Origin of the sequence: Faecalibacterium sp. BIOML-A4 (assembly GCF_009679665.1) — a bacterium.
GTDB classification, from domain to species: domain Bacteria; phylum Bacillota; class Clostridia; order Oscillospirales; family Ruminococcaceae; genus Faecalibacterium; species Faecalibacterium taiwanense.
Genome location: NZ_WKZG01000028.1, coordinates 1 through 23,772, shown reverse-complemented (window position 1 = coordinate 23,772; position 23,772 = coordinate 1). Strand labels below are relative to the sequence as shown.

Annotated in this window: 24 protein-coding genes and 3 pseudogenes; 4 read left to right on the top strand and 23 right to left on the bottom strand. The window is 51.6% G+C overall.

What is annotated here, in order from left to right; all coding sequences use genetic code 11:
- The 4 genes from GKG34_RS15790 to GKG34_RS15060 form a co-directional block, all read left to right on the top strand.
- Positions 1 to 266: hypothetical protein (locus GKG34_RS15790; RefSeq protein WP_206671450.1), on the top strand; the 266-nt coding region annotated here is incomplete at its 5' end.
- On the top strand, positions 266 to 1,846 hold the full coding sequence (gene mobQ, locus GKG34_RS15070; protein WP_154256768.1) for a MobQ family relaxase: 1,581 nt from the start codon (positions 266 to 268) through the stop codon (positions 1,844 to 1,846). The genes GKG34_RS15790 and mobQ, both read left to right, overlap by 1 nt.
- Before the next feature lie 783 nt (positions 1,847 to 2,629).
- Entirely contained in the window at positions 2,630 to 2,812 is a 183-nt protein-coding gene (locus GKG34_RS15065) for a hypothetical protein (protein WP_117527459.1), read from the top strand.
- 93 nt (positions 2,813 to 2,905) lie between these two features.
- Positions 2,906 to 4,531, top strand: a complete 1,626-nt coding sequence (locus tag GKG34_RS15060) for a recombinase family protein (RefSeq protein WP_223383582.1) — start codon at positions 2,906 to 2,908, stop codon at positions 4,529 to 4,531.
- A gap of 38 nt (positions 4,532 to 4,569) precedes the next feature.
- On the opposite strand, the pseudogene GKG34_RS15055 reads toward GKG34_RS15060, so the two are convergent.
- The 23 genes and pseudogenes from GKG34_RS15055 to GKG34_RS14935 form a co-directional block, all read right to left on the bottom strand.
- Positions 4,570 to 6,315 (bottom strand): annotated as a pseudogene (locus tag GKG34_RS15055) (DUF87 domain-containing protein); the annotation flags it as partial.
- Positions 6,312 to 6,653: a PrgI family protein gene (locus GKG34_RS15050; RefSeq protein WP_154256766.1), complete on the bottom strand. Its 342-nt coding sequence runs from the start codon at positions 6,651 to 6,653 to the stop codon at positions 6,312 to 6,314. The gene GKG34_RS15050 and the pseudogene GKG34_RS15055, both read right to left, overlap by 4 nt.
- A 13-nt stretch (positions 6,654 to 6,666) precedes the next feature.
- Positions 6,667 to 7,533, bottom strand: a complete 867-nt coding sequence (locus tag GKG34_RS15045; protein ID WP_154256764.1) for a VirB6/TrbL-like conjugal transfer protein, CD1112 family — start codon at positions 7,531 to 7,533, stop codon at positions 6,667 to 6,669.
- A 291-nt stretch (positions 7,534 to 7,824) separates the two neighbouring features.
- A complete protein-coding gene (locus GKG34_RS15040; protein ID WP_154256762.1) occupies positions 7,825 to 8,202 on the bottom strand; it encodes a hypothetical protein in 378 nt (125 codons plus the stop codon).
- Between the two features lie 15 nt (positions 8,203 to 8,217).
- On the bottom strand, positions 8,218 to 8,661 hold the full coding sequence (locus GKG34_RS15035) for a hypothetical protein (protein ID WP_154256760.1): 444 nt from the start codon (positions 8,659 to 8,661) through the stop codon (positions 8,218 to 8,220).
- Positions 8,639 to 9,121, bottom strand: a complete 483-nt coding sequence (locus tag GKG34_RS15030) for a DUF3990 domain-containing protein (RefSeq protein ID WP_005943070.1) — start codon at positions 9,119 to 9,121, stop codon at positions 8,639 to 8,641. Before GKG34_RS15030 ends, GKG34_RS15035 begins: the two co-directional genes overlap by 23 nt.
- Before the next feature lie 84 nt (positions 9,122 to 9,205).
- Positions 9,206 to 9,301: pseudogene (locus GKG34_RS15975) on the bottom strand (Maff2 family protein); the annotation flags it as partial.
- Positions 9,302 to 9,387: 86 nt separating this feature from the next.
- Positions 9,388 to 11,007: a recombinase family protein gene (locus GKG34_RS15020; RefSeq protein ID WP_154256758.1), complete on the bottom strand. Its 1,620-nt coding sequence runs from the start codon at positions 11,005 to 11,007 to the stop codon at positions 9,388 to 9,390.
- A 111-nt stretch (positions 11,008 to 11,118) separates the two neighbouring features.
- Positions 11,119 to 11,307 carry a transposon-encoded TnpW family protein gene (locus tag GKG34_RS15015; RefSeq protein WP_066522963.1) on the bottom strand — a complete coding sequence of 63 codons (189 nt, stop codon included), beginning with the start codon at positions 11,305 to 11,307 and terminating at the stop codon, positions 11,119 to 11,121.
- Between the two features lie 14 nt (positions 11,308 to 11,321).
- Positions 11,322 to 12,164: an ATP-binding protein gene (locus GKG34_RS15010; RefSeq protein ID WP_154256756.1), complete on the bottom strand. Its 843-nt coding sequence runs from the start codon at positions 12,162 to 12,164 to the stop codon at positions 11,322 to 11,324.
- Positions 12,161 to 12,919 carry a phage replisome organizer N-terminal domain-containing protein gene (locus GKG34_RS15005; RefSeq protein ID WP_118736596.1) on the bottom strand — a complete coding sequence of 253 codons (759 nt, stop codon included), beginning with the start codon at positions 12,917 to 12,919 and terminating at the stop codon, positions 12,161 to 12,163. Before GKG34_RS15005 ends, GKG34_RS15010 begins: the two co-directional genes overlap by 4 nt.
- 112 nt (positions 12,920 to 13,031) lie before the next feature.
- A complete protein-coding gene (locus tag GKG34_RS15000) occupies positions 13,032 to 13,418 on the bottom strand; it encodes a cysteine-rich VLP domain-containing protein (protein WP_154256754.1) in 387 nt (128 codons plus the stop codon).
- Positions 13,408 to 15,015, bottom strand: coding sequence for a relaxase/mobilization nuclease domain-containing protein (locus GKG34_RS14995; RefSeq protein ID WP_154256752.1), 1,608 nt, complete (start codon positions 15,013 to 15,015; stop codon positions 13,408 to 13,410). The genes GKG34_RS15000 and GKG34_RS14995 overlap by 11 nt, the downstream gene beginning before the upstream one ends.
- On the bottom strand, positions 14,987 to 15,385 hold the full coding sequence (gene mobC / locus GKG34_RS14990; RefSeq protein ID WP_154256750.1) for a plasmid mobilization relaxosome protein MobC: 399 nt from the start codon (positions 15,383 to 15,385) through the stop codon (positions 14,987 to 14,989). Before mobC ends, GKG34_RS14995 begins: the two co-directional genes overlap by 29 nt.
- A 576-nt stretch (positions 15,386 to 15,961) precedes the next feature.
- Positions 15,962 to 16,174, bottom strand: a complete 213-nt coding sequence (locus tag GKG34_RS14980; RefSeq protein ID WP_002586615.1) for a helix-turn-helix domain-containing protein — start codon at positions 16,172 to 16,174, stop codon at positions 15,962 to 15,964.
- Complete coding sequence (locus tag GKG34_RS14975) at positions 16,167 to 16,589, bottom strand: sigma-70 family RNA polymerase sigma factor (protein WP_002586616.1); 423 nt, start codon at positions 16,587 to 16,589, stop codon at positions 16,167 to 16,169. The genes GKG34_RS14980 and GKG34_RS14975 overlap by 8 nt, the downstream gene beginning before the upstream one ends.
- Positions 16,590 to 16,760: 171 nt before the next feature.
- Complete coding sequence (locus GKG34_RS14970) at positions 16,761 to 17,528, bottom strand: class I SAM-dependent methyltransferase (protein ID WP_002586626.1); 768 nt, start codon at positions 17,526 to 17,528, stop codon at positions 16,761 to 16,763.
- A gap of 50 nt (positions 17,529 to 17,578) precedes the next feature.
- The gene (gene tet(W) / locus GKG34_RS14965) at positions 17,579 to 19,498 is read right to left on the bottom strand and encodes a tetracycline resistance ribosomal protection protein Tet(W) (protein ID WP_154256748.1); all 1,920 of its coding nucleotides are present in this window, start codon (positions 19,496 to 19,498) and stop codon (positions 17,579 to 17,581) included.
- A 653-nt stretch (positions 19,499 to 20,151) separates the two neighbouring features.
- Positions 20,152 to 20,280 (bottom strand): annotated as a pseudogene (locus tag GKG34_RS14955) (Maff2 family protein); the annotation flags it as partial.
- A 139-nt stretch (positions 20,281 to 20,419) separates the two neighbouring features.
- Complete coding sequence (locus GKG34_RS14950) at positions 20,420 to 22,186, bottom strand: type IV secretory system conjugative DNA transfer family protein (RefSeq protein WP_347563470.1); 1,767 nt, start codon at positions 22,184 to 22,186, stop codon at positions 20,420 to 20,422.
- The gene (locus GKG34_RS14945) at positions 22,183 to 22,647 is read right to left on the bottom strand and encodes a PcfB family protein (RefSeq protein ID WP_154256746.1); all 465 of its coding nucleotides are present in this window, start codon (positions 22,645 to 22,647) and stop codon (positions 22,183 to 22,185) included. Before GKG34_RS14945 ends, GKG34_RS14950 begins: the two co-directional genes overlap by 4 nt.
- A 24-nt stretch (positions 22,648 to 22,671) precedes the next feature.
- A complete protein-coding gene (locus GKG34_RS14940; RefSeq protein WP_347563472.1) occupies positions 22,672 to 23,109 on the bottom strand; it encodes a DUF3846 domain-containing protein in 438 nt (145 codons plus the stop codon).
- Positions 23,110 to 23,235: 126 nt separating this feature from the next.
- Complete coding sequence (locus GKG34_RS14935) at positions 23,236 to 23,685, bottom strand: hypothetical protein (protein WP_154256741.1); 450 nt, start codon at positions 23,683 to 23,685, stop codon at positions 23,236 to 23,238.
- Positions 23,686 to 23,772: the final 87 nt, after the last annotated feature.

Here is a 23,772-nt window from a genome sequence, read left to right as displayed (position 1 = left end):
ATAGGGCGCAATTATACACCGTTCCGGTGAAATTGCGGTCTTGCAGACGGCTCGATGAAATCGAAGCTGGCGTTTGTTCGCCAGCCCGATTCCATCCCAAGGAAAACTGCATTTTCCTTGCGCTGCCTTGCAGCTATCCTTTTGCGGATCCCGCCTTGCCCCGAAGTGCGCAGCACTCCGCATCAAGGCGGCGAGCAAAACCGAATACGATTTCCGACCGTTCAACAAGAACTATCTTGCTGGGCGGTCTTTTTGTTTGGGGGTGATGCCTATTTCGTGTCCGCATTTCAAAATCACCATCGTAAAACGCAGCCAAGGGCAGTCCGCTGTTGCTGGCGCAGCCTACCAGAGCGGCGAACGGCTGTTCAGCGAATACGACCAGAAAACGAAATTCTACAACAAGAAGAAAGAACTCGTCCACTCCGAGATCATGCTGCCGCCCCATGCGCCGCCCGGATATGCAGACCGGGCAACGCTCTGGAACGCAGTAGAATCCGTTGAAAATCAATGGAACTCGCAGCTTGCCCGCCGCATCGTGCTGGCACTTCCGAGAGAAGTTCCGAAAGACCAGTATCTTCCCATGCTCAAAGAATTTTGCAAAGAGCAGTTCGTTTCCAAGGGCATGATTGCTGACTTCGCCATCCATGACAAAGGCGATGGGAACCCACACGCCCACATTCTGCTGACCATCCGGGCAATGGACGAACACGGCAAGTGGTTGCCGAAAGCCCGCAAGGTTTACGACCTTGACGAAAACAGCGAGCGCATCCAGCTCCCATCCGGCAACTGGAAATGCCACAAGGAGAACACGGTGGACTGGAACGACCAGAAGTATGCCGAGGTCTGGCGGCACAGTTGGGAAGTTGTTACAAACCACTATCTTGAAGCCGCTGGCAGACCGGAACGTGTTGACCTCCGCTCATTCGAGCGTCAGGGAGTGCAGCAGATTCCGACCGTCCATCTCGGCCCCGCTGCTCACCAGATGGAAAAGCGAGGAATCGAAACCTTTCTCGGAAATCTCAACCGGGATATTCGCGCGGCCAACAGCCTGATGCAGTCCATTCGCAGCACTATCCGAGGTCTGCAACGCTGGATCGCAGACCTGACCGAAAAGAAGCAGATTCTTCTGGACGCACTGGAACAGGCCAAGGAGCCAACGCTGTCCGATCTTCTGGTGGACTATTTCAATCTCCGCAATGAGCAGCGCAGCGATTGGTCGAGCAAGGCGCAACTGAAATGTTCTGCCCGTGACCTCAACGAAGTCATGCAGGCTGTTGATTATCTGAAAGCCCACTCGCTGAACACGGTCGAGGACTTGAACGCTGCAATCAAAGACCTGAGCCAGACCGCCGCCCCGTTGCGTAAGCAGTTGAAGCAGAACGAGAACCGGATGCGGGCAATCGCCCAGATCAAGGACGCTGCTGCCATCCATGCCAAGCTGAAGCCCATCCACGATACCTTTCTAAAGAAGAACTTCAAGCTGACAAAGGATGCCTATGCAGCCCAGCACAAAGAAGAACTGGACGCTTTCAATAAAGCTGTCCGCACTCTGATGAAGCTGAACGGCGGCACGACCGTGGATTTTTCGGCATTGGATGCCGAATTTTCTGCGCTGCAATCGGGCAGCGCAGAGCTGCGCAGCCAGCTGGAAACTTTGCAGCCTGACCTGACCGCACTGAAAAATGTGCGCAAGTATATCGACCTTGTGCTGAATAAGCAGCAGCTTTCCGCACCGGGCGGCAAGACCCCAGAGAAAGAATCTGTGCTGAAGCAGTTGGAGCAGCTTCAGCAAGAAAAATCAAAACACAAAGCGATTACCGCCATGAACCGCGAAGAATCGCTCTAAATCATATTTCTGCCACTGATGTGTCATTGCAGTCTGTGGCAGGAATACATAGATTTTTTTACATTGTAAAACAATCCAAATGTGACTTTTTTGTTAATTCTCAAAATTATGGGTGTCTAAAGGTCTTTCTCGATGCCTACCAAGTGAGAGAAGAATTTCAAGGTGAGCATTTCTAAATGCAACAATTTGATTACAATCCTGCTTCGGATGCTACGAAACCGCTGTTCTCGTCGGCTACCTATTGAGCGATCTTTTTTTATTTCCGGCGTATGCAACGTCCCGGTTTCAGAAAACTCACGGCTAAGACTACTTATGAACTTTTTGTGAATTCTTAAAAGCGAGGGTGTCTTTTAGCTCCTCTCGATGGCTCGTATATAGAAGCTGATTTTTTGGAAACCCAACTTCCGCAGATTTTCCATACGTTCTTTGACAACAGAATAGTTCAATCGTCCGGTACGTCACAAAAGGTACTTCTGTAACTCGCAGCCCGGTCATGACGAAGACGGGGTGGCTGAAATGCCAATGATGCGGTAAAAATCCGCTGCCGGACGATTCCCCACTCCTAGGGAGCCGAGGGCGAATATGGGAGACCTATATCATATTAACGCAGACGAGTTTGTTCAAGCCCGCCTGCGATGGGGAGCTGGAGGAGATGCCGGCTCTCGTTACATCCGCTTCCTCAACGGAACCTTCCGCCCAATCAGCGGGGGTAAAACAAGAGGAGAAAGACGATTGGAGTCCATTCCTTTCCGCACTTGCAGCACATGAACAGGAGGTTTGCCCTTGAACAAAGAAAAATCCGAGAAGAAGTCTGCTGAACGCAGCCGTGCGCCGAGAAGTCCGAAGTCCGTGCGTCTGATCGTAGAACGCCACTATATTGGCAATGTGCCGATGAACACGCTTTTTCAACGGCTTGCAGAGGAAGAAATTCGGAAAACTGCCGAATCGTATCTTGCAGCTGGCTAATTGGACGTTTTACTGCGGAAAAGAGCTTGCATCATCGCACAGGTTTCGATACAATGTGATTGATGAGGTCTCTTTTCCATTATGGAGGTACACATGGAAAAGGACAAAAAAGTAACCGCTTTATACTGCCGCCTGTCAAAAGATGACGGGTCAGCCCATGAAAGCCTGAGCATCCGCACACAAAAGGCGATGCTTATGGAGTATGCCACACGCAACGGTTTCGGAAATTGCCAGTACTATGTCGATGATGGTTACAGTGGAACGAACTCTGACCGTCCTGCCTTTCAAGAACTGCTGGATGATATCCGGGATGGAAAGGTAGCGACCGTCATTACCAAAGACCAATCCAGACTTGGACGCAACCACATCGAAACCGGAACGTATATGGAAATCTTTTTTCCGGAACACGGTGTCCGCTATATTGCAATCAACGATGGTTACGATTCCAACGAGCAATCCCAGATGGATATTGCTCCGTTCAGAAACATCATCAATGAAATGTATGCCAAGGATACTTCCCGTAAAATCAAGAGTGCTCTTCGGACACGCAAGAAAAGTGGGAAGTATATCTCCAGCGGCGCACCGTTTGGCTATCAGAAAGACCCTGCCGACCACAACCACCTTGTGATCGACCCGAATACCGCCCCTGTTGTTGAGTATCTCTATTCATTGGCGGAGGAAGGACTTGGGCTTCACCGTATCGCCAAACGGCTTCACGATGAGAAAATCCTGAAGCCGTGCTACTACAAAAAAGAGATGTTTGGTCGCTTTGTCGATGATGAAAAGATGTATGATTGGGATTCTGCCTATGTCAGTCAAATTCTGCACAGCCCGGTCTACGCCGGACACATCATCTATGAAGCAAAACCTACTGTGTCCATGAAATCCAAGAAGCGACGTTATATCCCTTTTGAAGAACGTGCTATTGTTCCGAACACGCATGAAGCAATCATCCCACAAGACCGTTGGGAGAATGTGCAGCGAATCCTTTATAGCCGTTCCGGTAGTTTTATGTGCGATAAGACCGAATACGACAACATCTTCAAAGGAATCGTTCGCTGCGCAGATTGTGGCAGAACAATGTTGGTCAAAGTTGAAGCCCGCCGCAAACGCAATAACATTTTGGATCAGACATTTTATTGTTGCAGCACTTATCGGAAGTATGGTGCGAAAGCCTGCGCCTCTCACAACTTGGAAGCCCGTGTTTTGCATGAAGCTGTCCTTGCTGACATTCAGGCACACGCAAAGGCCGCTGTGGGCAACCGAGACGCCCTTGTGCGAAAAATTGCAGACCAGATGCACCTTCGGGTATCTTCTGACCGGGCGCAGCACAAGCGGGAATTGAAACAGTGTAAAGCAAGAATCGCAGAAATCGAAGATTTGTACGCAAAACTTTATGAGGATGTGTCAAAGGGGCTTCTCCCGGAGAAACGTTTTCAAATGCTTGCAGATCGCTATGACAAGGAACAGGCTGAACTGACCGAAAAAATCGAGCAGTACGAACAGGAAGGTCGTGCTGAACACGATCAGATGGATAAGATTCAGGATTTTATTGATGAAGTCAGCAAGTATGCTGGCATCACCGAACTGAACTATAAGATTCTGCACCAGCTGATCGACAAGATTCTGGTATCCAAAGCGGAAAAGGTCGATGGCGAATACGTCCAGAAAATCCAGATTTTCTACCGCTTTATCGGCCCATTGGATGCCATTGAGTAACAACGTCAGAAAAGTCACCTCCGAGAACTATCCAACAGAAGCAGGGCGTTGTACAAGTCCTCAAGGATGGGCATATTCTCCGGGCAGGGGTTCGCAAAATATTTGCGGTAGATCAGATGCACACAACGGTCGATGACGGTTTTCTCCACCGGCAGCAGCCCTTCTTTGCCGCCAACCACCAGTTCGCAGAGAGAAAGGATAAAGTCAGCTTTCAGGGAAAGCGGGTTATCTTCCTCGGAGTAGTTGGCATTGATGTCCATGGGATTGATGAACTGGGTACTGTTGGGCGAAATTTTGATGACCTGACCCTTCAAACGATTCACCAGCGGCGAGTATTCGCCTTCGGGGTCGTTGATGATAATATCATCGTCCGTCACCAGAAACGCATTGGCAATTTCACGCTTTGCCGAGAAACTTTTGCCGCTTCCCGGAGTGCCGAGGATCAGGCCGTTGGGGTTCTTCAGCTTCTTCCGGTCCACCATGATAAGGTTGTTGGACAAGGCGTTCAGACCGTAATACAGGCTTTCTTTGCCGGACTGATACAGTTCCTGTGTGGTAAAGGGGATAAAGATGGCAGTGCTGCTGGTGGTCAGCCCTCGCTGAATCTCAATCTGACAGTCTGCCAGCGGCAGGCTGCTCATCAGCCCCTGTTCCTGTTGGTAGTCCAGTCGGCACAGGTTGCAGTTGTGCTTCTGGGCAATACTGGATGCCTGAAAAACATTGTTTTCCAGCTCCTGTTCCGTGCGCCCGGTGTTCAGCACCAGAAATGTGACAAGGAACATCCGCTCGTTCTGGCTCTGCAATTCCTTCAGCAGGGCTTTTGCATCTCTGCCGTAGGTCGCCAAATCGGACGGAATGATGTCAATATCATATCCGGCACGGATTGCCTTCTTCTGTTCCTCGATCTTGCTGCGATCCAGTTCGGTGATGGTGCGCTTGACCGTCTTGATAGCACGATTCTGATCGACACTCTGAATGTGCATGGTGACGATCTGGGACGAATCCATGTCCAGAAAGTCCTTCAGCAACTGGTCACTCAGGTCAGAAGCCGTGATATTCAGGAAGCTGGCGGCGCAATAGATGCCGCCCATCTGGAACGTCCGGGAGTTTTTGAAGGCAAAGGCGGTGGGCGCAATGGCATCCTTCACCGAAAGGCCGCTTTTTACAAGGTCCTTCCAGTCAAAGTGAAACTTGGATGCACCGTCCATGTTGAACATATCGTGCATGAGCTTCAGCCGCTGGGCACCGTTCAGGGGCTTTGCCTGCACCCCCAGCCGGTGGAAGTTGTTGAGCAAATCGTTTTGGATGTGGTCTAGCCGGGGCTTGACCTGCGCCATGCTTTCGCCCTCCACACCAAAGGTGATAAATTTGGTCTTGGTCAGACCATTATTGCCCTTGGCAAGCTGCTGGCGCAGCATCTGGGAATACTCCGCACGAACATCATCGAAACCGTCCTTCTGGAACGGAATGCGGATGCTCTTTTCAAACTCGGTGCTGTCGGTTGCCATGTTCACGAAGGACAGTTCAAACTTGATGGAACTGTCGAAAAAGTTGAGGAAAGAACACCATTCTTCAAAAATGGCGGTCTTGTCCTCCTGCTGGGCAAGCTGATAGTTGATGTCCTGATACTGAATCGTCCGAGTGTAGTAGTTGGGCTTCACCCGACAGGTGCCATCCTCAAACATCCGCTGCATGGGGATGGACTGCTGGGCGGTCCGGGGAACAGCAGACTTCGGCGGCTTTTTCTTGCCGCCCTTATCGGTCTTTTTCCAAAACGGGATCATGGGTCATGCCTCCCTTTCATCAAAATCGCATAGTAGTTGTTGGTCTTGTAGGGGCGAATCTTCGGGCGCAAGAATCGCGCCTGAACATAGTGCGACAGCAGCTTTTCCATGGGCTGACCGTTTTTCTCGTACATCCCAAGGAAGAACGCCGGCAGCATCACCGCCATCATGCCGAGGGTGGCGGCAGTGTTGCCGCCGGAATCCCGGAGAACAAAAAACAGCGGCACTCCAATGAGAGCCGCTGTGCCGAAACAAAGCAGTTGCCGTTTCGTCAGATTGAATGCGACCTTCGATTTCACTTTCGTCAGGTCACGGGGAACGGAAATATACGCAGCCAATAAAGCGCCTCCTTTAATGCGCGCCCAGCACACTTTTCGTGACCGAGCTGGTCTTGAACAGGCTGAAACAGAGCAGAACAGTATAGCCCACGATGCTCCAAATGGAGTTGATGGCATCCCCGGAAATCGCCACGCTCTGGATCAGCACGGCATAAATTGCCACGCAGATGAGGATGAGAAAGCCCTGAAAACCCAGCGCAAACAGGCATTTCAGGTAGTTCTGCCCCATGTGCGACTGCTCGTGGTTGCCCCATGTTGCCATGGGGATGGGCGCAAGGCTCACCATGCAGTAGATCTCAATCATGCGCCCATACACGATGACAAAAATGATGATGCTCAAGATCCGCATGGTGATGCCGATGAAGAAGGACTGCAAAAACAGCCCGAACAGTGGGCCTACATCCATCTGCATCAGGCTGGATTGCAGCATGGACAAGCCAATGTCGTTGACACGGGTGTTTCCGGCAATGATGCCACTGGAATCGGACACCACCTTCTGGGTGACGTCGAACACCGCCATCACAATATCGAAGGTGTTGGAGATAAACCAGACGGACACCGTCGTTTTGAAGATCCAGCGCATGATGAGCGCAGGCTCAAACTGTGCCATGTTGTTGTGCTGGGTGATCATCTCAATCAGTTCGTAACAGGCGATAAAGGTCAGGATGATGCCTGCAATGGGCAGCACTACGTTCCGGGAAAGGGCTTCAATCATGGCGAACACTCTCGGCTCGAAGGCCGATGGCTTGGTGCCAACCTGCTGTGCGATGTTTCCCACCTGCGTGTTTACATCATCGAACAGCCCGGAAAGGTTTGACAGAATGCCTGCCGTCAGGATGCCTTTGATCCAGTCGGCAATGGCTTTGAGAACGGTTTCCATCCAGTCACCGTCCTTAGCTGAAGTGGTTGATAAGGGTCTTGAGCAGGTTGAGCAGAAAAATAAGGTGGGTCAAAAACTGCATAAAAAACACTTCCTTTCGTTGATGGGTGCTTCCTTTCGTTGATGGGTGGATAAAAAACACGGCTTGGAGTACGGACATTCAATAAACCTGCAAACCGCAGAGGGCTATCCTTTGCTGCTCAAGCCACCGTATGGAATAATCGCCGCAGAAGCCGCTGAAAACAAAAAATGCCGACTGCTTTTCGGCAATCGGCAAATCATAATAAAAAGTTATGTAGCTGTTTTTATAAGTCGACGAACAGGAACCTTGTGATAAACATCAAGGATGCGTTTTTCTCCATTTCGCCAAAAGGGGTTCATGTAATAACAATCGCATTCTTTACAATACCAAATGTATTCAGCTTCTCCGTCAATCTCTAATGTGAATGCCTTCATTTTTAGAAGCGGATGCCATGGGCAATGTTTCTGAAGCTCTTCTTTTTGACGATCAACTTTGCGAAGTCCAAAAAGCTTACCACATTTTAGAGGGGGAGGATTAAACTTAAAACGACTATCAATGGGATTTTCTATATGATCATTGAAGTTTGATAATCCAAGTTGATTGAGAGGTCTATAATGAAGCCCTGCATTATGTTGATTTTTTGCCATTATAATAATCCTTTTTCAAGCAAGCATCTTGCCCTCCAGATAGGAGCAGCGGAGATAATCAGGATTAGTGTAGTATACATTGGAATTGAAATCAGAGATCTCATCCGTGATAAACGACGAAAAAACATCCAGAATTGCCTGTGCTGCATCCTCATTCTTCATGGTGGACAGCACCAGCCCCTGATACAGCATTCCGATGGAGGTTGCAGAAGGAACCGTATAGCGGCACTCTGCGGCGGTATCAAAATCCCCCTCCGGGATGTTGAAATCGTCAATCAACTCATCTGAAACCTGCTCAAAGGACAGGCAATGGTTTACTTCTGCCAGCCGGAGCTGCCGTTCGATGTCGGCTTTTGTAAAGTGATGGATCACATCCTGCCGATGATTTTTGGTCTTGCGGGCAATGGTCTCAATCAGGCTACAAACATAGAGAACATCATTTTTCTGCTTTTCGGTCATGGATGGGTTCACTCCTCTCAAAGGTCAGGCAGTGCAAAGCGTTTACGGTGTGAAAGCTGATCTGGTGTGTTGGATGCTTGAATTTCGCCAATGCCCAAAATGCTTCACGGCTGATCTGCCCGGACGTAAATCCGTTGACGTAATCCCAAATGGTGTCGTCTGCCATGGGTCCCTCCACAATATCGTAGGGATGGGTTTCGCCTGCACGACATTTTGCAATGAAATCCAGCCATTCGTCCGACATTTCAGGGAAACGCAGGATCTTCAGGTCGGGATTTTCTACATAGCGATAGACGTTCACAAGGCCATCGGCAGAACGGCGGTCTGCCCAGCGGTAGGCTTGCTGATAGTTGTTCGTGCAGTAGAACCCCCAAGAAAAATCCTTTGTATACCGTGTGATGCGGATTTCGGGATAGACAACTTCTTCTTTACTGCCATGATACAATAAAATCTCGCTCATCTGCTTCACCTTCTGTATGTGAGATCGTTACTATGGCTTTCCTTATTATAATATGTACCGGGCGGCAATCGCCGCCCACTGTTCTTAACCGAACAGACCGCTCAGCAGGGGAATCAGGGTGATGCCCACCAGAGCGACACCGCCGCCAGCCATGAGCTGCTTCATGCCCTGACTCTTTGCTTATGTGCGATAAAGAAGTAATAGAAGTGTAAAAAATTTTGCCGTTCCTATCCGGCACTTGCGCATTGTGTCGGATAGGTCGGGCGTTAGGCTTCGGGCAAGTCAATCTTGCCGACAAAGCTGTAATAAATCTCAATGTCCTGCCTGCGGGTGCCGTTCTCGTCATAGCTGCACTCATGCACGACGATTTTCTCAATCATTTCCCGCAAGAGGGTGGGGGTCAATTCCTCAAAGGCAAGGTGCTTTCGGACGATACCCATAAACTTTTCCGCGTTGACGGTGGCGGCCTGCGACTTGTCCAGTTCGGCCTGCAAAGTGGCGGCGCGGTCTTTCAGTTCCCGCTGCTCCTGCTCATAGTCTGCCGACAGTTCCATGAAACGCTCGTCGCTGATTTTGCCGTTCACATTGTCCTCATACAGCCGCTTGATAATGCGGCTCACTTCGGAAATGCGCTCCTGCGCCTGTTCAAGCTGCTTCGTGACTGCGGCGGTCTTTCTCTTGCCGCCGATCTCGTTCTGCTGGATAAGCAGCTTTACAAAGCGGCTCTCATGCTTGGCGGCATATTCCGTCACCTGCCGGAGATTGGAGAGGACACCGGCGGTCAACAGGTCGGTGCGGATAAAGTGCGCCGTACAGTCGCGGGTGCGCTTCTTGTAGCTGCCGCAGATGTAACAGTCCTGCTTGCGGTTCTTGTTCTGATACCGCTGCTGGTACATCACATGGCCGCAGTCGGCGCAGAACAGCATACCGGAGAACAGCCCCACTTCATCATAGCGGTTCGGGCGTTTGCGCTGCTTGCGTAACTCCTGCACGCGCTCCCATGTTTCCCGGTCTATGATAGGCTCATGGTGGTTCTCAAAAATGGCCTGCTTCTCGATGGGGTTCTCTACGCTGTGCTTGGTCTTGTAAGAGGGCTTCTCCGTCTTGAAGTTTACCAGACAGCCGGTGTACTCCCGGTTTTCCAACAGGTGGACAACGGTATTTGTCGCCCATTTGCACTCATAGCCGGGGTGGTAGCGGCGGGTGCTGCCCGTCCTGCGGTATTCCAGCGTCCCCGGCGTGGGGATTTGCTGCTCCGTAAGCATACGGGCAATCTTGGTCGGGCCGTTCCCGGCAAGGCAAAGCTGGTATATCTGCCGGACTACCGGCGCGGTTTCCTCGTCAACGATATAATTCTCGTCCTCGTCCATGAGGTAGCCGTACACCGGCTTGCTGGTAACGGGCTTGCCGCTCATGCCTTTTGCTCTCTTAACTGCCTTGATTTTCTTGCTCGTATCTCTCACCAGCCATTCGTTGAACAGATTTCGCAGAGGGGTAAAATCGTTGTCCATGCCGCCGTTTGCGCTGTCCACATTGTCGTTGACAGCGATAAAACGCACGCCCTTTTGAGGGAACAGCATTTCCGTGTAAAACCCTACCTGCAAGTAGTTTCGCCCTAACCGGCTCATGTCCTTGACGATAACTGTACCCACTTTCCCAGCTTCAATGTCTGCAAGCATGGCTTGAAAACCGGGCCTTTGAAAGTTCGCGCCGGAATAGCCGTCGTCGGTGTACCAGCGCAGGTTGGTAAAGCCATTCTGTTTTGCAAAGGCTTCGAGTATCCTTTTTTGATTCGATATGGAATTACTCTCACCTTGCAATTCGTCCTCATGGGACAATCTCGGATAAAGGGCGGTAATGAGGTTTTGGGTGGCTTGTCTTAACATAAAATCCTCCGTTTCCGACAGCCAGCCCCACTATTCCGTGGTTTCATTGTACCACGGAATAGGGCTGGTTGTATAGCGGCAAAAGTGTCAAATCTGCTTCTTTACAGCTTGTCAAATCGCCGGTTTTTGTGTAGCAGCGGCTTCCGCTTCCAGTACCCGCGCCATTTTGTCGGCGGCGGTGGTGGTCGTGTCTTTCTTGAAATAGCCGGACACGACAAGGACGGAATTGCCCATGCGGATTTCCGTCACGCAGTCGGGGCGGCGGGCGGTGCGGGTGTCGGGCTGCTTGTTATCTGCCATAGGCAATACTCCTTTCAGTCGGTAATCAGTTTCTTCATGCTCTCCATTTTCCGCTGCGCGGTTTCCTGCCGGAAATTCTCGCCGGTAAAACGTACCGGGACGCACATGGAAAGCAGCCGGTCATAAATCCGGGAATGGGCGGTGTCCTCCGGGTTGTGCAGGCCGTCCAGCGTGAGGTTGGTCGTGACGATCAGCGGCTTGCCGCTGCGGTAACGGCTGTCAATCACATGGAAAACCTGCTCCAGCCCGTATTCCGTTCCGCGCTCCATGCCGAAATCGTCAAGGATAAGCAGCGGATAGCGGCAAAGGCGGGAAATGTACTCGTTGCGCCCCTCAAAGCTGGCGGCAAGGTCATTGAGGATAAGGGCAAAGTTCGTCATGTGGACGGGGATTTCTTTCTCCATGAGGGCGTTTGCGATACAGCCCGCAAGGTAGCTTTTCCCGGTTCCCACGCCGCCCCAGAACAGGCAGCCGATATTGTCGGTTCGCATATCCTCCCAATGCTCCACATACCGGCGGGCAATCCCGGTCTGCGGGTTCCTGCCGTTGTCGTTCTCAAAAGTCCAGTCCCGCATGGTGGGGTCGGTAAAGCCCCGGCGTTTCAGTTCCTCCACGGTGTCAAGGTGCCTGCGCCGCTTCTCGGCGGCCTCCCGTTCCTCACGGGCGGCTCTCTGGCAGTCGCACTCTGCCGGGTGGCGGTCACGGCCAAAGATAGCGGCCTTATCCGGCGCAAAATAGGCTTCTTTCGGCTTGCGGCACTTGCCGCAGTACAGTAAACCGTCCTCGCCGGTGTAGTCCTCCGGCTCCGGGGTGGCAGTCGTCATATTCTCCAAAACAGCGTTGATTTCGTTCTTCATAAACTCTCGCCCTCCTTGCATGAGTAGTCTGGTATGCCCTTTTTCGGGGCTTTCTTGGCTGCGTCCTCCTGCGCCCATTTGTAGATTGTGGCGGCATGGCTGCGGTATCGCTTGCCGCTGGACGCGATATGGCAGGATAGCCGGTCAATGTAGTAGTTCCATTTGTCGGGCAGGTCTGCTTTCAGCCCGTCCAGTTCTGATTGCGAAAGAAAGACATTTTCATACCGGCCATAGGCGGCGCGGGCGGGCTGTCCCGTATCTAACTCTCGCTCTCTCTCTTTTTCTATCTCTATCTCTTTCTCTATCTCTATCTCTGGTGGACAAATGTCCGCTTGATATGGTGGACATTTGTCCGCCCCGGCCTTTGGCAAGGCTTTCTGCTCCTGCAAAGCCAGCCTTGCCCGCCGTTTCCGCTCCCCCTCGGTAGAGGATTGGCCGATAAGCAGTTCAATGTTGCTCATATACAGCGCGCCGTTCTGTAACGGCTCCACAAGCCCCAGCTTCATAAAAATCTGCAAGGCTCGTTCTACGGTGCCGACTTGCTGGCGGGTAATGGTGGCAATCATCTGCGCGGTGTAGGGGATATTTTCATCAAGCTGCAACTTCCCGCCGTTTTTCAGCGATTTCAAGTACAGTTTCAAGAGAATGTTGGAATAGAGGATACCGTCCTGCATACTTTCCAGCAGCACGATAGCGTCCTCGTCAAAGTAATTCTCTTTCAGCTTGAGGTAGTAGTATTTTCGGTTATCTGACATGGTTCCTCCTTTGGGTGGATTTGGGGCGTTTGTACGCATTTAGAACGCCGTTTCCGGGGGAAAAGGATAAATGTATCGCGCACCCTTTGACACCCACGAAAAAAGCCTTGATTTATGCGGGTTTGAAAGGCTCTAAAGCGTGACATCTCTGCCTTTGTTTCCGCTTTCTCTCGGCGGCTTTGATTTTCTTCATGCGTCCGGCGCAGTCGGGGCAGTATTTCCCCCGGTTGGATTTGGGGACAAATGCCGCGCCGCAGACCGCACACCGTTTCCGGCTCCCCCGGTACAAAAGGGCTGCGGCCAGTTCCCCGTCAAGAGGCAGGACAGCCACACGGAACCAGCGGCACATGAGGGAAAGGGAAATGCTCTGGACGCACACGCAAGGCTCCCCGTCGTCTAACAGCAGGCAATTCCCCCCGTCATAGTTACAGCACTCATGTACCAGCCGCCGCGCCCGCCGGTACTGGCGGTAGTCCATACGGGGCAGGTTATCGCTCATGGCTCTGCTCCTTTCTGCGGTGGGGTTCCTCCCGGCGCAAAATTTGGTCGATGTTCCGCTTGACGGTCTGCAACTCCTTGAACCGCTGTTTCTGTTCGTGATAGGTGTTATACAGGCCGTCTTTCTCGGAGATAAGCTGCTCGATCTCGGCCTGCAACGCTTTCCGGGCGGGCAGCTTGGTAATGCCATGCGCCTTGAAATACCGGGCGGCGGCTTCGGCTATGATAAAGTCGCTTTCATGTGCCTGCCGGTATGCGGCGCGGGCTTTCTCGGATTTTTGCGCTTTCAGCCCGTCGCGGGCGGGCTTGGTCTTGGCGTAGGCAAGTACCTGTCGCTGCAACTCCTTTTTCCCTTGTAGCTTGGTTTCCAGCGTTTTCAGTTTGCCGCTGGTCTGGCGCATTTCCTGATAGGCGATATCAACGGCAGCTTCTAACTGCTCCGGGGAAGTAAAGCCGTATTCCTGATACACATTCAGCGTTGCGGCCATTTGTTTGAGGTTGTGCATGGTCGCCCAGCGTTCATAGCCCCGGCCTTTGCCCTCGGCCATTTTCTGCTCAATGTCCACAAGCCGCTGCACACCGTCCTGTTTCGGGGCGGGCTGTATGCCGGTTTTCCCATGCCGGGGGTATTCGGATATGGCTGCGGCCTTTTCGGTGGCTCTGGCGGCGTTCTGCTCCAAAACGGCAAGGACGGCGGCGCGGTCAAAGTCGTCGCCCAGCTTTCGGGCGGTAATGGGCTTCGTCCTGTCCGGCGTGAGGTAGGACAGCCGCCCCCGGCTCTCCTTGACGGTCACGCCCTCCCGCAGCAGCAGAGAGGAAAAGTCCTCAAATGAGGTCGCCGCAGACAGCGCAGCGCGTATGGTCTGCCGCAACTTCTCCTTGTTCGTTTCAAACTTGGTCTGCCGGGGCGTGATACCGCCTGCAATCATGGGGGCGTTCTGCTTGTCCAGCGCGGCCTGTCCCTTTTTCTGCGCCCAATACTCCCGGTCGGTCACGCGGTTCTTGCTGCCGTTCAAGAGGTCGATTTGGTAAAGCCCCTCCCGGTGGCACATCTCCATGACTTCTGATTTGAAGTATCGCAAGGCCGCGTCGGTACAGCGGTGCTTGCAACCGGCCTTTGTATCGGCTGGCCTGTCCATATAGGGCAGGAACGGCACTTCCTCAATCCGCAGGCTGTTAATAACGATATGCACATGGATATTGCCGCTGTGGTTATGCCCGTCCGGGTGGGTGCATACAAGGGCTTGGTGGCCGGGGAAATGCTCGGCGCAAAACCTCTCGCCCAATGTCTGCGCCCGGTCTACGGTCAAACCGTTGTCCGGCCCGTCCCGTGGGTCAAAGCTGATGATATAGTGGTGGCTTTTCACATCTTCCCGCCGCTGGTTCTTCCCATAGCGGAGATTTGCCCGCATACACGCAACGGCAAAATCCTCCCCGCCGCAGTTCAGCGTGGACAGCCGGTAGTCCTCGCGGGGGATAAGCCTGCCGGTTTCATCAAGGACGGGCTTCATGGTGAACTCGTCATGCTCAAAAAGCAGGTATTGTTCGGCGGCTCCGTAGTCGGCGTTTTTAGAGTTGATATGCTTGAGTGTTGCCAACCGCGTCACCTACTTTCCCCAGGACTTCATACTTGAGGGCGGCAAGGTCGGCTATGGCGGCGCGCACCTCGCCGGAAAGGGCATTGTAGGGTGCGCCGTACTCATTCAGATACCGGGCAATCTGATTGAGGTTGCCGCCGATCCTGCCGTACTCGGCGGCCAGCTTCCCGACAGCGGAGAGCAGTTCGTCATTGACCGCCGACACATGGATAACGGGGCGTATGGTGGTGCGCCGTATCGCCTGCCGGAGAAATTCCGACTGGCTGATACCATAGGGCGCAAGCCGCGCTGTGAAGTCGGCGTATTCATCTTCGGACAGCCGGGTTTTCACAACGCGGCTGCGGTGGGGTGTGTTGTATTTCTTTCGCATGGTCTGTAAACCTCCCTTCACTTTACAACGGACATTTTGGGGGCAAAAAACAGGGGTCACATTAAAAATTTTGGGGTAGCCGTTGCGGAAATATTTTTACGGCGTAAGCCGCATAGCAGGGTTTGGGGAAGGCACTCCCCAACAAGTTTCCCGCGAGGGGCAAAACCGCAGAATTGCGGATTTTGGCACCGTGGTAGAAACTTGCTCTCCGTGACTGCAAACTTTCTCTCACTTCCGTCCGCCACTTTTTTGGAAAACTGCAACCACAAAAGTTTGTTTCTCTTTTTCTGCTACTACTAATCCTGTAAAGGGCATTCCTGCCCGCTTTCGCTAAAATGACACCGGACGCAGTGGTTTCTACCCGGTGTTGGAGAAATCCTTTCTCTTTGCCCTCTACTACGGGTAAATGCTCCAAATGCCAAACACCAGGGCAGAAAAATTCCCTCCTCGCTTACTACTACAACCGGCAGGGGGCAAAATGGCCGGGAGCGGAGCCGGACAACAAAAAAAGCAGTAAATCTTTTTCAAGACTTACTGCTTTCGCTGGCCGCGTCGGTGGCGGCTGGTATTCAGTTTTTATGACTTGTCCGGTGGTTCGTCAAGCCGGAACTTGAATTGACAGTCAATTAACCGCTGCTTTACATAGTCCTCCACCTCGGCGTTGACCTGCCCGTTCACTTTTGAGAAATAGCGGATATATCCGGCGTAGTGGAGCAGGACAGCGTTCACGGCTTCTGGGTCGCCCTCACGGGCTTTGAGGATTGTTTCATAGGGGAGAAGTCTACTCATACCGGCTCACCCCCATTTCTTCGCGTAGCCGCTGCAAGGCAAGCTGGATATGCCGCCCCGCTGTGCTGCGTGACCGGCCAATACACGCGCCGATCACGCGCTGCGGCTGGCGCAGAAAGTAATAGCGCAGGATTTCTTCCCGCGTCTGCTCCGGCAAAACAGAGATCGCGTCGGCAAGGGCGGCGTTGCAGAGCAGGACGGTCTGACCGCAGACGGTAAATGGGTATTCCTCGTCCGGCTCCGACGCGGCAAACTGGACAAACTTCTCGTTCATCAGATAGTCAAGGGAAACTTGCCGTTCCCATTGCCGTTTAAGCTTCAAAATCTTGTCCAAGGCGGCACAGCGGATAACAGTCTTGCAAAAGGCGTTGTACCTGCGCTGGATATATTCTTGATAGGCTATCTGGTCGGTCATGGAAATTCCCCTTTCTGAATAATAGTGCGGGGCGGTGGCACTTCTTGCTGTCGCCCCTTGATTGCCTACCAGCAAAGGCGGGCGGGGCTGTCAACGGCTGCGCATATGCGCCGTTCATCTTGACCGTTGACTGGCTCGGCTGGGTTTGCTATTTACCCGACAAACTTGAATTTATTTTAAGCTATCACGTTTTACCTTCTTAAGCCTTACTATCATTACCATAGGAATTTCTTTGTTGGTTTTAAAACATTCTTCATAAAATCCATCAATGACAAATCCAGCTCTAAAACAAAGGTTAAAAATATCTTGTATGGAACGATGATAATAAATCTGCTCTTTCGGTTGCCCTTCAATCGCTATATCATAGTAACTGTGCGGTGTCATATATTTTTCAGTCAACGTGACAAAACAAGGGTGTTGCGTTGCAAAGACAAAAATTCCGCTTTCCTGCAACAGTTCATAAACAGCCATAAGAAGTGGTTCAATATCCGTAATATCCATAATTGCCATATTAGAAACTGCTTTCGTAAAGGCTCGATTTCTTTTTAATTCTAATATACTTTTTCTATCGGTCGCATCCGCCACACAAAATTCAATTTGTTTTGCATATTGTGATTGCCGTCTTTTAGCCAATTCTATCATTTTTTTGCTGTAATCAAAAGCGACAACCGAAGCGCCTCTTTGTGCAAGATACGAAGAATAATTTCCATTGCCACACGCAATATCCAAAATGTAATCCGCAGGATTAGGAGATAGAAGTTCCGTTACTTTGGGACGCACTACCTCTCTGTGAAATTCATTAGATTCGTCACCCATTGCATTATCCCAAAATTGTGCGTTCTCCTCCCAGATTTTTTTACTTTCCTCTGTTCCCATGTTCTCTCCCACTCCCCAAATTTGCTTTTTTGCTTCCATTAAATCTTCCTTACTATATTCCATTGTTACCCTCCATAACTTCTGATTGTTGCCGTCTTGACGATTATGTATCTTTACATTACCTTCTGAAACATATGGCGCACCTTGTCCAGGCGGCTGTTTGGACGGCGGGGCTGGATGACCGGCTGACCGACAGCGGCCTGATATCCTTTCAGCTCTGTAAGGCATACGCTCCGCCCGTTGGTGTAAAAGGCCAGATCAGTACGGTATGCCTGTATACAGCGGGCGGGAATCTCGCCAGTAAAGACAACTTCATCCTTTTTTACCTGGGCCGTTTCGATGGTGGCACAGTATTTCGGTGCATCATGATAAGCCCTGGAAAGGTATTCCTGGGGCGCATAGAGGATGAAGGAGAGATAAGGTTCCAGCAGCTGCGTCCCCGATTCCTTCAATGCCTGTTCCAATACAATCGGGGCCAATGAGCGGAAGTCCGCCGGCGTGCTGACCGGACTGTAATAAAGCCCGTATTCAAAGCAAATCTTACAGTCCGTTACGTTCCAGCCGAACAAGCCCTGCTCCAGCCCGTAACGGATACCATCCCTGACAGCGTTTTGAAAACTCTGGTTCAAGTATCCCAGCGAAACCCGGCTCTCGTATTGTACACCGGAGCCAAGCGAGAGTGGTGTAACAGACAGTCCTATGGATGCCCAAAACGGGTTGGGCGGCACCTCGATATGGATGGTGTGGCTGGCTGCTTTGAGCGGCCGCTCCATATAAATGACGGAGGGTTCCTTTACCACTGTTTCAAGCTTGTATTTTTCCGACAGCAAAGCGGAAACAACCTCCAACTGCACCCGGCCCAAAAAAGAAAGAATGATCTCATGGGTGATGGAATCCACTTCGCAACGCAAAAGCGGGTCAGTATCCGCAAGTTGCGTAAGAGCGTCCAGCAGCCGTTCTCTTTGCGCTGCCGTTTTCGGCGCAATCGTCGTCCGCAGCATGGGGAGGGGGTCCTCGCGCCACCTTTTACGAGGGAGCCGGGTTTGGTCCCCTAATACATCGTTTAACCTCACGCTGTCGCTGGGAAGGATAACAATTTCACCCTGATAAGCGGTGTCTGTCCGAACAATTTCCCCTTTGGATGGAATACGCATCTCTGTGATTTTCAGCTTTTCTCTCCCGGCCAGGGCCACCGTATCCCGCAGGCGCAGCGTTCCGCTGTATAACCGTAGATAGACACGCCGCTGGCCGCAATCGGTGTACTCAACCTTGAAAACGCTGCCGCATAGGGCGGCGCCCCCCTGTTCCCCAATCGGTTGGAACAGCCCTGTCACCGCATCCATCAACGGTTGAATGCCAAGGCCCTTTTTGGCGCTGCCATAATAGACCGGGAACAGGGAGGCGTCTTGAACCCGCCGCTGTTCCTCCCGCACAAGTTTTTCCCGGCTGATTGGTTCTCCTGCGATATACTTTTCCAATAATTCATCGTTATTTTCGATGACCGCATCCCATGCTTCTATGTCGGTATTTTCCTCCAGGACTATTTCCGGGGACAGCGACACCGTCTGCTTGATGATAATATCGGCGGAGAGCTTATCCCGAACAGACTGAACCACGCTCTGCAAATCAACGCCAGCCTGGTCGATCTTGTTGATAAAGATAACGGTGGGAATGTTCATTTTCCGCAGGGCATGGAACAGAATACGGGTCTGGGCCTGCACGCCATCTTTAGCGGAGATCACCAAGATGGCCCCATCTAAAACAGCCAAAGAGCGGTACACCTCCGCCAAAAAATCCATGTGGCCGGGCGTATCCACAATGTTGACTTTACATCTGTGCCACTGGAAGGAAGTGACTGCCGCTTGAATGGTAATCCCACGCTGCCGCTCCAAAAACATGGTGTCCGTCCTCGTTGTCCCTTTTTCGACGCTCCCCGGTTCTGAAATGGCTCCGCTGGCATATAGCAGGCTCTCCGTCAAGGTCGTCTTTCCAGCGTCTACATGGGCAAGAATTCCAATATTGATTATTTTCATGTGATTGTCCTCCCTTTACTGCCCCGAAGGGCATAAAAATCCCCAGCAGTAAAATACTTTTACCACTGGGGATTATAATTTGCAGACATACACATATACAGCATACACCTATTTGTGATTGCTGTTTTTTGGGATATGTCAAAATTGATAAGGCAAAAGTATTCTTAAATTGGGTACAAAAACCAAGCCCCCGTGAAAGGGACTATCATAATTCTTTGTTCCCACTATTTGATTATAGTTTTATTTAAGAATACCTTGCCGCATATTTTTTACTCCTTTTCTGGAATTAAACTATTATATCACATCAGCTTTAGGAAAGCAAGTACCTAAAAGAAATTTTTCTTCCTCTTATATGTTAACAATCATACCGGCTTCTTGGCGTTCAGAATAGTTTCTGCTGTTTGCTGTGGTGTTTGGTTGGAATTGTCCAACCAAAAGCTGATCCGGGGTGTTGTCTGCATTTTACTAAATACAAATTCAATGTATACAGAAAGATATAAGGAGTGGGAGGGATTCCGCCGTAGTCGGCATTGTAGGAAAATCCAAAAGTTTAGATTTTCTCAAAATGCTTATCTTTTGGTCTTTGGTTCGGAATAGTGTAGTGCTGGCGGTCTATCTATTGTTTTCGGTTGCTTGCTTCTTTACCGTACATGAGCATTACTGCCGGGGTTGTCGTTACCATAACCTTCCAGCAGGTTGATGGCACCCCACACGCCGAGACCGGCGCCCAAAGCCACGACCAGAGTCTGAAGAACTTCGATAGCAGAGTTGAAGAATTCCATAGTCTTTTCTCCTTTATTATAAAGCGTTTTCGATCATTTGTACACACCTGAAATCCTATCATTTTATGCCGCATAGCCGCAGCAAGGTTGATTTTCTGGTGCACCTTTCTGACCGGGTAAAATAAAACCGCCTACCGGGTCAGGCAGACGGGAGCGAATCAGCGTCCACCACGATGAACTCATCACCGGGGTGGATCTTTTCTTTTCGGTTCAAATATTTTTCAATATCGAAGGTGTTTTTGGGGTCGTAGTCCGAGGTCAACTTGTAGTTGGGGTGCTGGGTCAGATCATACTTGTCCGAGAGGAAAGGCCGCACACCGCGCAGTTGCAGGATGCACTTGCCGCCATCCAGCACAGCAATCTCATCGCGACTTAATAATTCGTGACCAAGTTTCTGGAACGAAGTGCCATAACTGGGGCTATTTCCGCGTGTGTCCGAAGTGTTGAACGAATCAATCGTTTCCTTGCCCAGCATTTCCGACAGGTCTTTCAGGGTGGTAGGTTCGGAGCCGCCCAGAAAAATTTGAGAATCCATGTTGCCCACGATGGTGTCCGCATTGTCCTTGTAGATGGCTTTCAACTGGCTTCTCGCCTGCAAAACAAGGCAGGCGGAGATCTCACGGCTGCGGATGGTGGCTACTAATTTTTCAAGGTTTGGGATCTGCCCGATGTTGGCGCACTCGTCGATCAGACAGCGTACATGGATGGGCAGCTTGCCGCCGTACACATCATCTGCTTTATCGCAAAGCAGATTGAAAAGCTGGGTGTAGACCATGCTGATGAGGAAGTTAAAGGTGGAATCCGTGTCCGACATGATGAGGAACAGTGCCGTTTTCTTATCGCCCAGCGTATCCAACGCCAGCTCATCGTACATGGTAAGGTCACGCAGCTCTTGGATATCGAAGGGCGCAAGCCGGGCACCGCAGGAAATCAGGATGGATTTTGCGGTCTTGCCGGCAGCTAGCTTGTAAAGTTTGTACTGCCGCACGGCAAAGGATTTTGGCTTCTTCTTACCCAGATCCTCAAACAGTAGGTCAACTGGATTCTGATAAGTTTCATCATCTTCCGAAACCTGCATGGTGTTGAGCATTTCCAGCAATGTTGCGAAGTTTTGCTCCTCGACAGGGGCTTCGTAGTGGAGGTACGCGATCAGTGAAACCAGCAAAAGCCGTTCAGCCTTGTCCCAGAAAGGGTCGCCACCTTGCCCCTCACCTTTGGTGCTGGTCATCAGTGCGGTGACGAGCTTCAGAATGTCCTTTTCACTGTGGATGTACGCCATGGGGTTATAGCGCATACTCTTGGAAAAGTTGATGGTGTTGAAAATCTTTAGCTTGTAGCCCTTTTGTAACAGGGCATTGCCGCACTCGACCACGATACTGCCTTTTGGATCAGTAATTACATATGAACTATGACATTGTAAAAGATTTGGTTTCAGCCAGAACCGGGTCTTGCCGCTGCCGGAACCGCCCACCACCAGCACGTTTTTATTCCGGGCATTCTTGGGGTCCGGTGGGCGGTTGCTCATCATCAGCCGTTCCGTTTTGGTTAGGATGATGTTGTCGGCGAACTTTGGTGCCATGAACGGCTCGATATCTTTGGGTCCGCCCCACCGGGCAGAGCCGTACTCCATGCCGTGGCGGTACTTCTTGGCGTTTTTGCCACGCAGATAGACCGCCAGCCGTAACCCTGCGCCGCAGCACAAGCCCACCAGCAAATCCAGTGGATGCAGGCTGGGCAGAGGATTTGCAAACGCCACCGGGATTGTACTCATCATGGACATAATCTTATCGCCCAGTTCCTTGCCCTCCGCAAGCCGCCACGCTTCACCGAAGTTCGTTGCCGCCAGTCCCAGCAAAATATAGGGCAAATACAGAGCCAGCAGCTTTGTCAGCTTTTTCGTGGTCACAGTCCACGCTCCTGTTCCTTGTGCCGGACTTTGCCGGGGAGTTCTGCCGCCGCCTGCACCAGTTCCTGCAATCGTGCCAGCACCGAGGGGCGTTTGTCCTTGTTCAGCAGGGATGCCGAATATTCCTTGAACGCCGAGTGAAAGGCTTCTGCATCCGGGGCTTTGAAAAAGACCAGATACCGGGGCGGCACTTCAGAGCTGTCCTTGCGGATAGCGTAGTCGATGCCGTACTTTTTGGCATAACGTTCCAGACCACGGATGCCGGTCTTGCTGATCTCCACGCTGGATACGCCCCGGTTCTGCCGCAACAAGGTGCGGACGCTCTGCTTACCTTGGGATGCCTTGGACTGGTACAGCCGAAACGCCGCTTTAACTGCCCGCAGGACAGTCCGGGCAGACAGCTTCGTGGTGGAGATCATAATGTTGAATGATTTCTGTTCGATTTCTTCCTGCACTGCCATCACCTCCCATGCAGCAGGGTACTTTTAGCGGTCATGCTCTGCCGGGGGCTTGGTGCGGGGCTTTTCTGCCGGAGGTTCATCAGGCACCGGCAGCACCAGCAGACGGTTGCCCAGTTTCAGAAAGGCTTCCGGTTGATGGAAAAGCTGCTCGTACTTCTGTGTCATATCCGGGGTCAGGGATGCAAAATCCTCCTCGCCCAGACCCACCACCAGAAAGTCTCCGGCAACGGCATCGTACATCTGCCCATTTTCATCCCGCAGGGCACGGTTCAAGGGCAGACCCATGAGCTTACCATCGTCATTGCAGATGATAGCCACCGGGTCTGCAAAGGGGTAAACAGCAGCAATCGTGCCGCCCACCGCCTCCTGCAAGGCTTTCAGGTTATTGTCAATCTCGACCTGCTGCGGATACTGTCCCGGCGCAATTTTCAGCACCGACAAGGTGTTTTCTTCCATGTGAATCCTCCTTTCCGCTCAGTCCGATCTCACTGCTCCGTGCCGCCTGCATCAGAGCCGCTACGAAGAAGCCGAAAATGGCACCTGCTTCAAAAAATGCGAATCCGATAAAAAAGTTCAGCATAGCACACCTCAGTCGATGCAGATGCAGGTCAGCTTCTGCCCATCTGCCATCAGGGTGGTGCTGTGACTTTCCAGATAGGTCTGAAAGCGATAAATGTCCTCCACTGTCAGGGACACGATGGTACTGTGCCCATCGGTGCGGTAGAAGATGACCGGACCTGTCAGGTACCGCTTGCCTGCCAGCTTGAGGACCTGCGCCGGATTGTGACTGATAAACAGCGGCGCACCTTTCACGGAAATCAGGGCATCCTCCTCATCGAAACAGGGCAGAACGGAAGGAGCATCCTCCTCCACAATAATGGTCAGTTCCATGTTCGGGCCGATGGCGGCAAGGTAGACATTCTCGCTTGCCATTTCGGTCAGGCAGGATGCCGCCTGTTTCAGCATGGACAGGATGTTCACGTCCACCGTGATCTGCGGAGCGTGAGTTGCGGAGTGAAAAGGAATCGTATTGTTCATAGGCGTTACCTCGTATAATAAAATAGTAGTATTTATAGACCGCTCTCCAGCGGAATGCTACAATAGTTTCAGGGTGCTGTGGATTGG

Coding starts and splice junctions, on each gene's coding strand:
- mobQ (WP_154256768.1), top strand. CDS start 266: ATGCCTATTTCGTGTCCGCATTTCAAAATCACCATCGTAAAACGCAGC.
- GKG34_RS15060 (WP_223383582.1), top strand. CDS start 2,906: ATGGAAAAGGACAAAAAAGTAACCGCTTTATACTGCCGCCTGTCAAAA.
- GKG34_RS15045 (WP_154256764.1), bottom strand. CDS start 7,533: ATGGAAACCGTTCTCAAAGCCATTGCCGACTGGATCAAAGGCATCCTG.
- GKG34_RS15040 (WP_154256762.1), bottom strand. CDS start 8,202: ATGGCAAAAAATCAACATAATGCAGGGCTTCATTATAGACCTCTCAAT.
- GKG34_RS15035 (WP_154256760.1), bottom strand. CDS start 8,661: ATGACCGAAAAGCAGAAAAATGATGTTCTCTATGTTTGTAGCCTGATT.
- GKG34_RS15030 (WP_005943070.1), bottom strand. CDS start 9,121: ATGAGCGAGATTTTATTGTATCATGGCAGTAAAGAAGAAGTTGTCTAT.
- GKG34_RS15020 (WP_154256758.1), bottom strand. CDS start 11,007: ATGTTAAGACAAGCCACCCAAAACCTCATTACCGCCCTTTATCCGAGA.
- GKG34_RS15015 (WP_066522963.1), bottom strand. CDS start 11,307: ATGGCAGATAACAAGCAGCCCGACACCCGCACCGCCCGCCGCCCCGAC.
- GKG34_RS15010 (WP_154256756.1), bottom strand. CDS start 12,164: ATGAAGAACGAAATCAACGCTGTTTTGGAGAATATGACGACTGCCACC.
- GKG34_RS15005 (WP_118736596.1), bottom strand. CDS start 12,919: ATGTCAGATAACCGAAAATACTACTACCTCAAGCTGAAAGAGAATTAC.
- GKG34_RS15000 (WP_154256754.1), bottom strand. CDS start 13,418: ATGAGCGATAACCTGCCCCGTATGGACTACCGCCAGTACCGGCGGGCG.
- mobC (WP_154256750.1), bottom strand. CDS start 15,385: ATGCGAAAGAAATACAACACACCCCACCGCAGCCGCGTTGTGAAAACC.
- GKG34_RS14980 (WP_002586615.1), bottom strand. CDS start 16,174: ATGAGTAGACTTCTCCCCTATGAAACAATCCTCAAAGCCCGTGAGGGC.
- GKG34_RS14975 (WP_002586616.1), bottom strand. CDS start 16,589: ATGACCGACCAGATAGCCTATCAAGAATATATCCAGCGCAGGTACAAC.
- GKG34_RS14970 (WP_002586626.1), bottom strand. CDS start 17,528: ATGGAATATAGTAAGGAAGATTTAATGGAAGCAAAAAAGCAAATTTGG.
- GKG34_RS14945 (WP_154256746.1), bottom strand. CDS start 22,647: ATGGCAGTGCAGGAAGAAATCGAACAGAAATCATTCAACATTATGATC.
- GKG34_RS14935 (WP_154256741.1), bottom strand. CDS start 23,685: ATGAACAATACGATTCCTTTTCACTCCGCAACTCACGCTCCGCAGATC.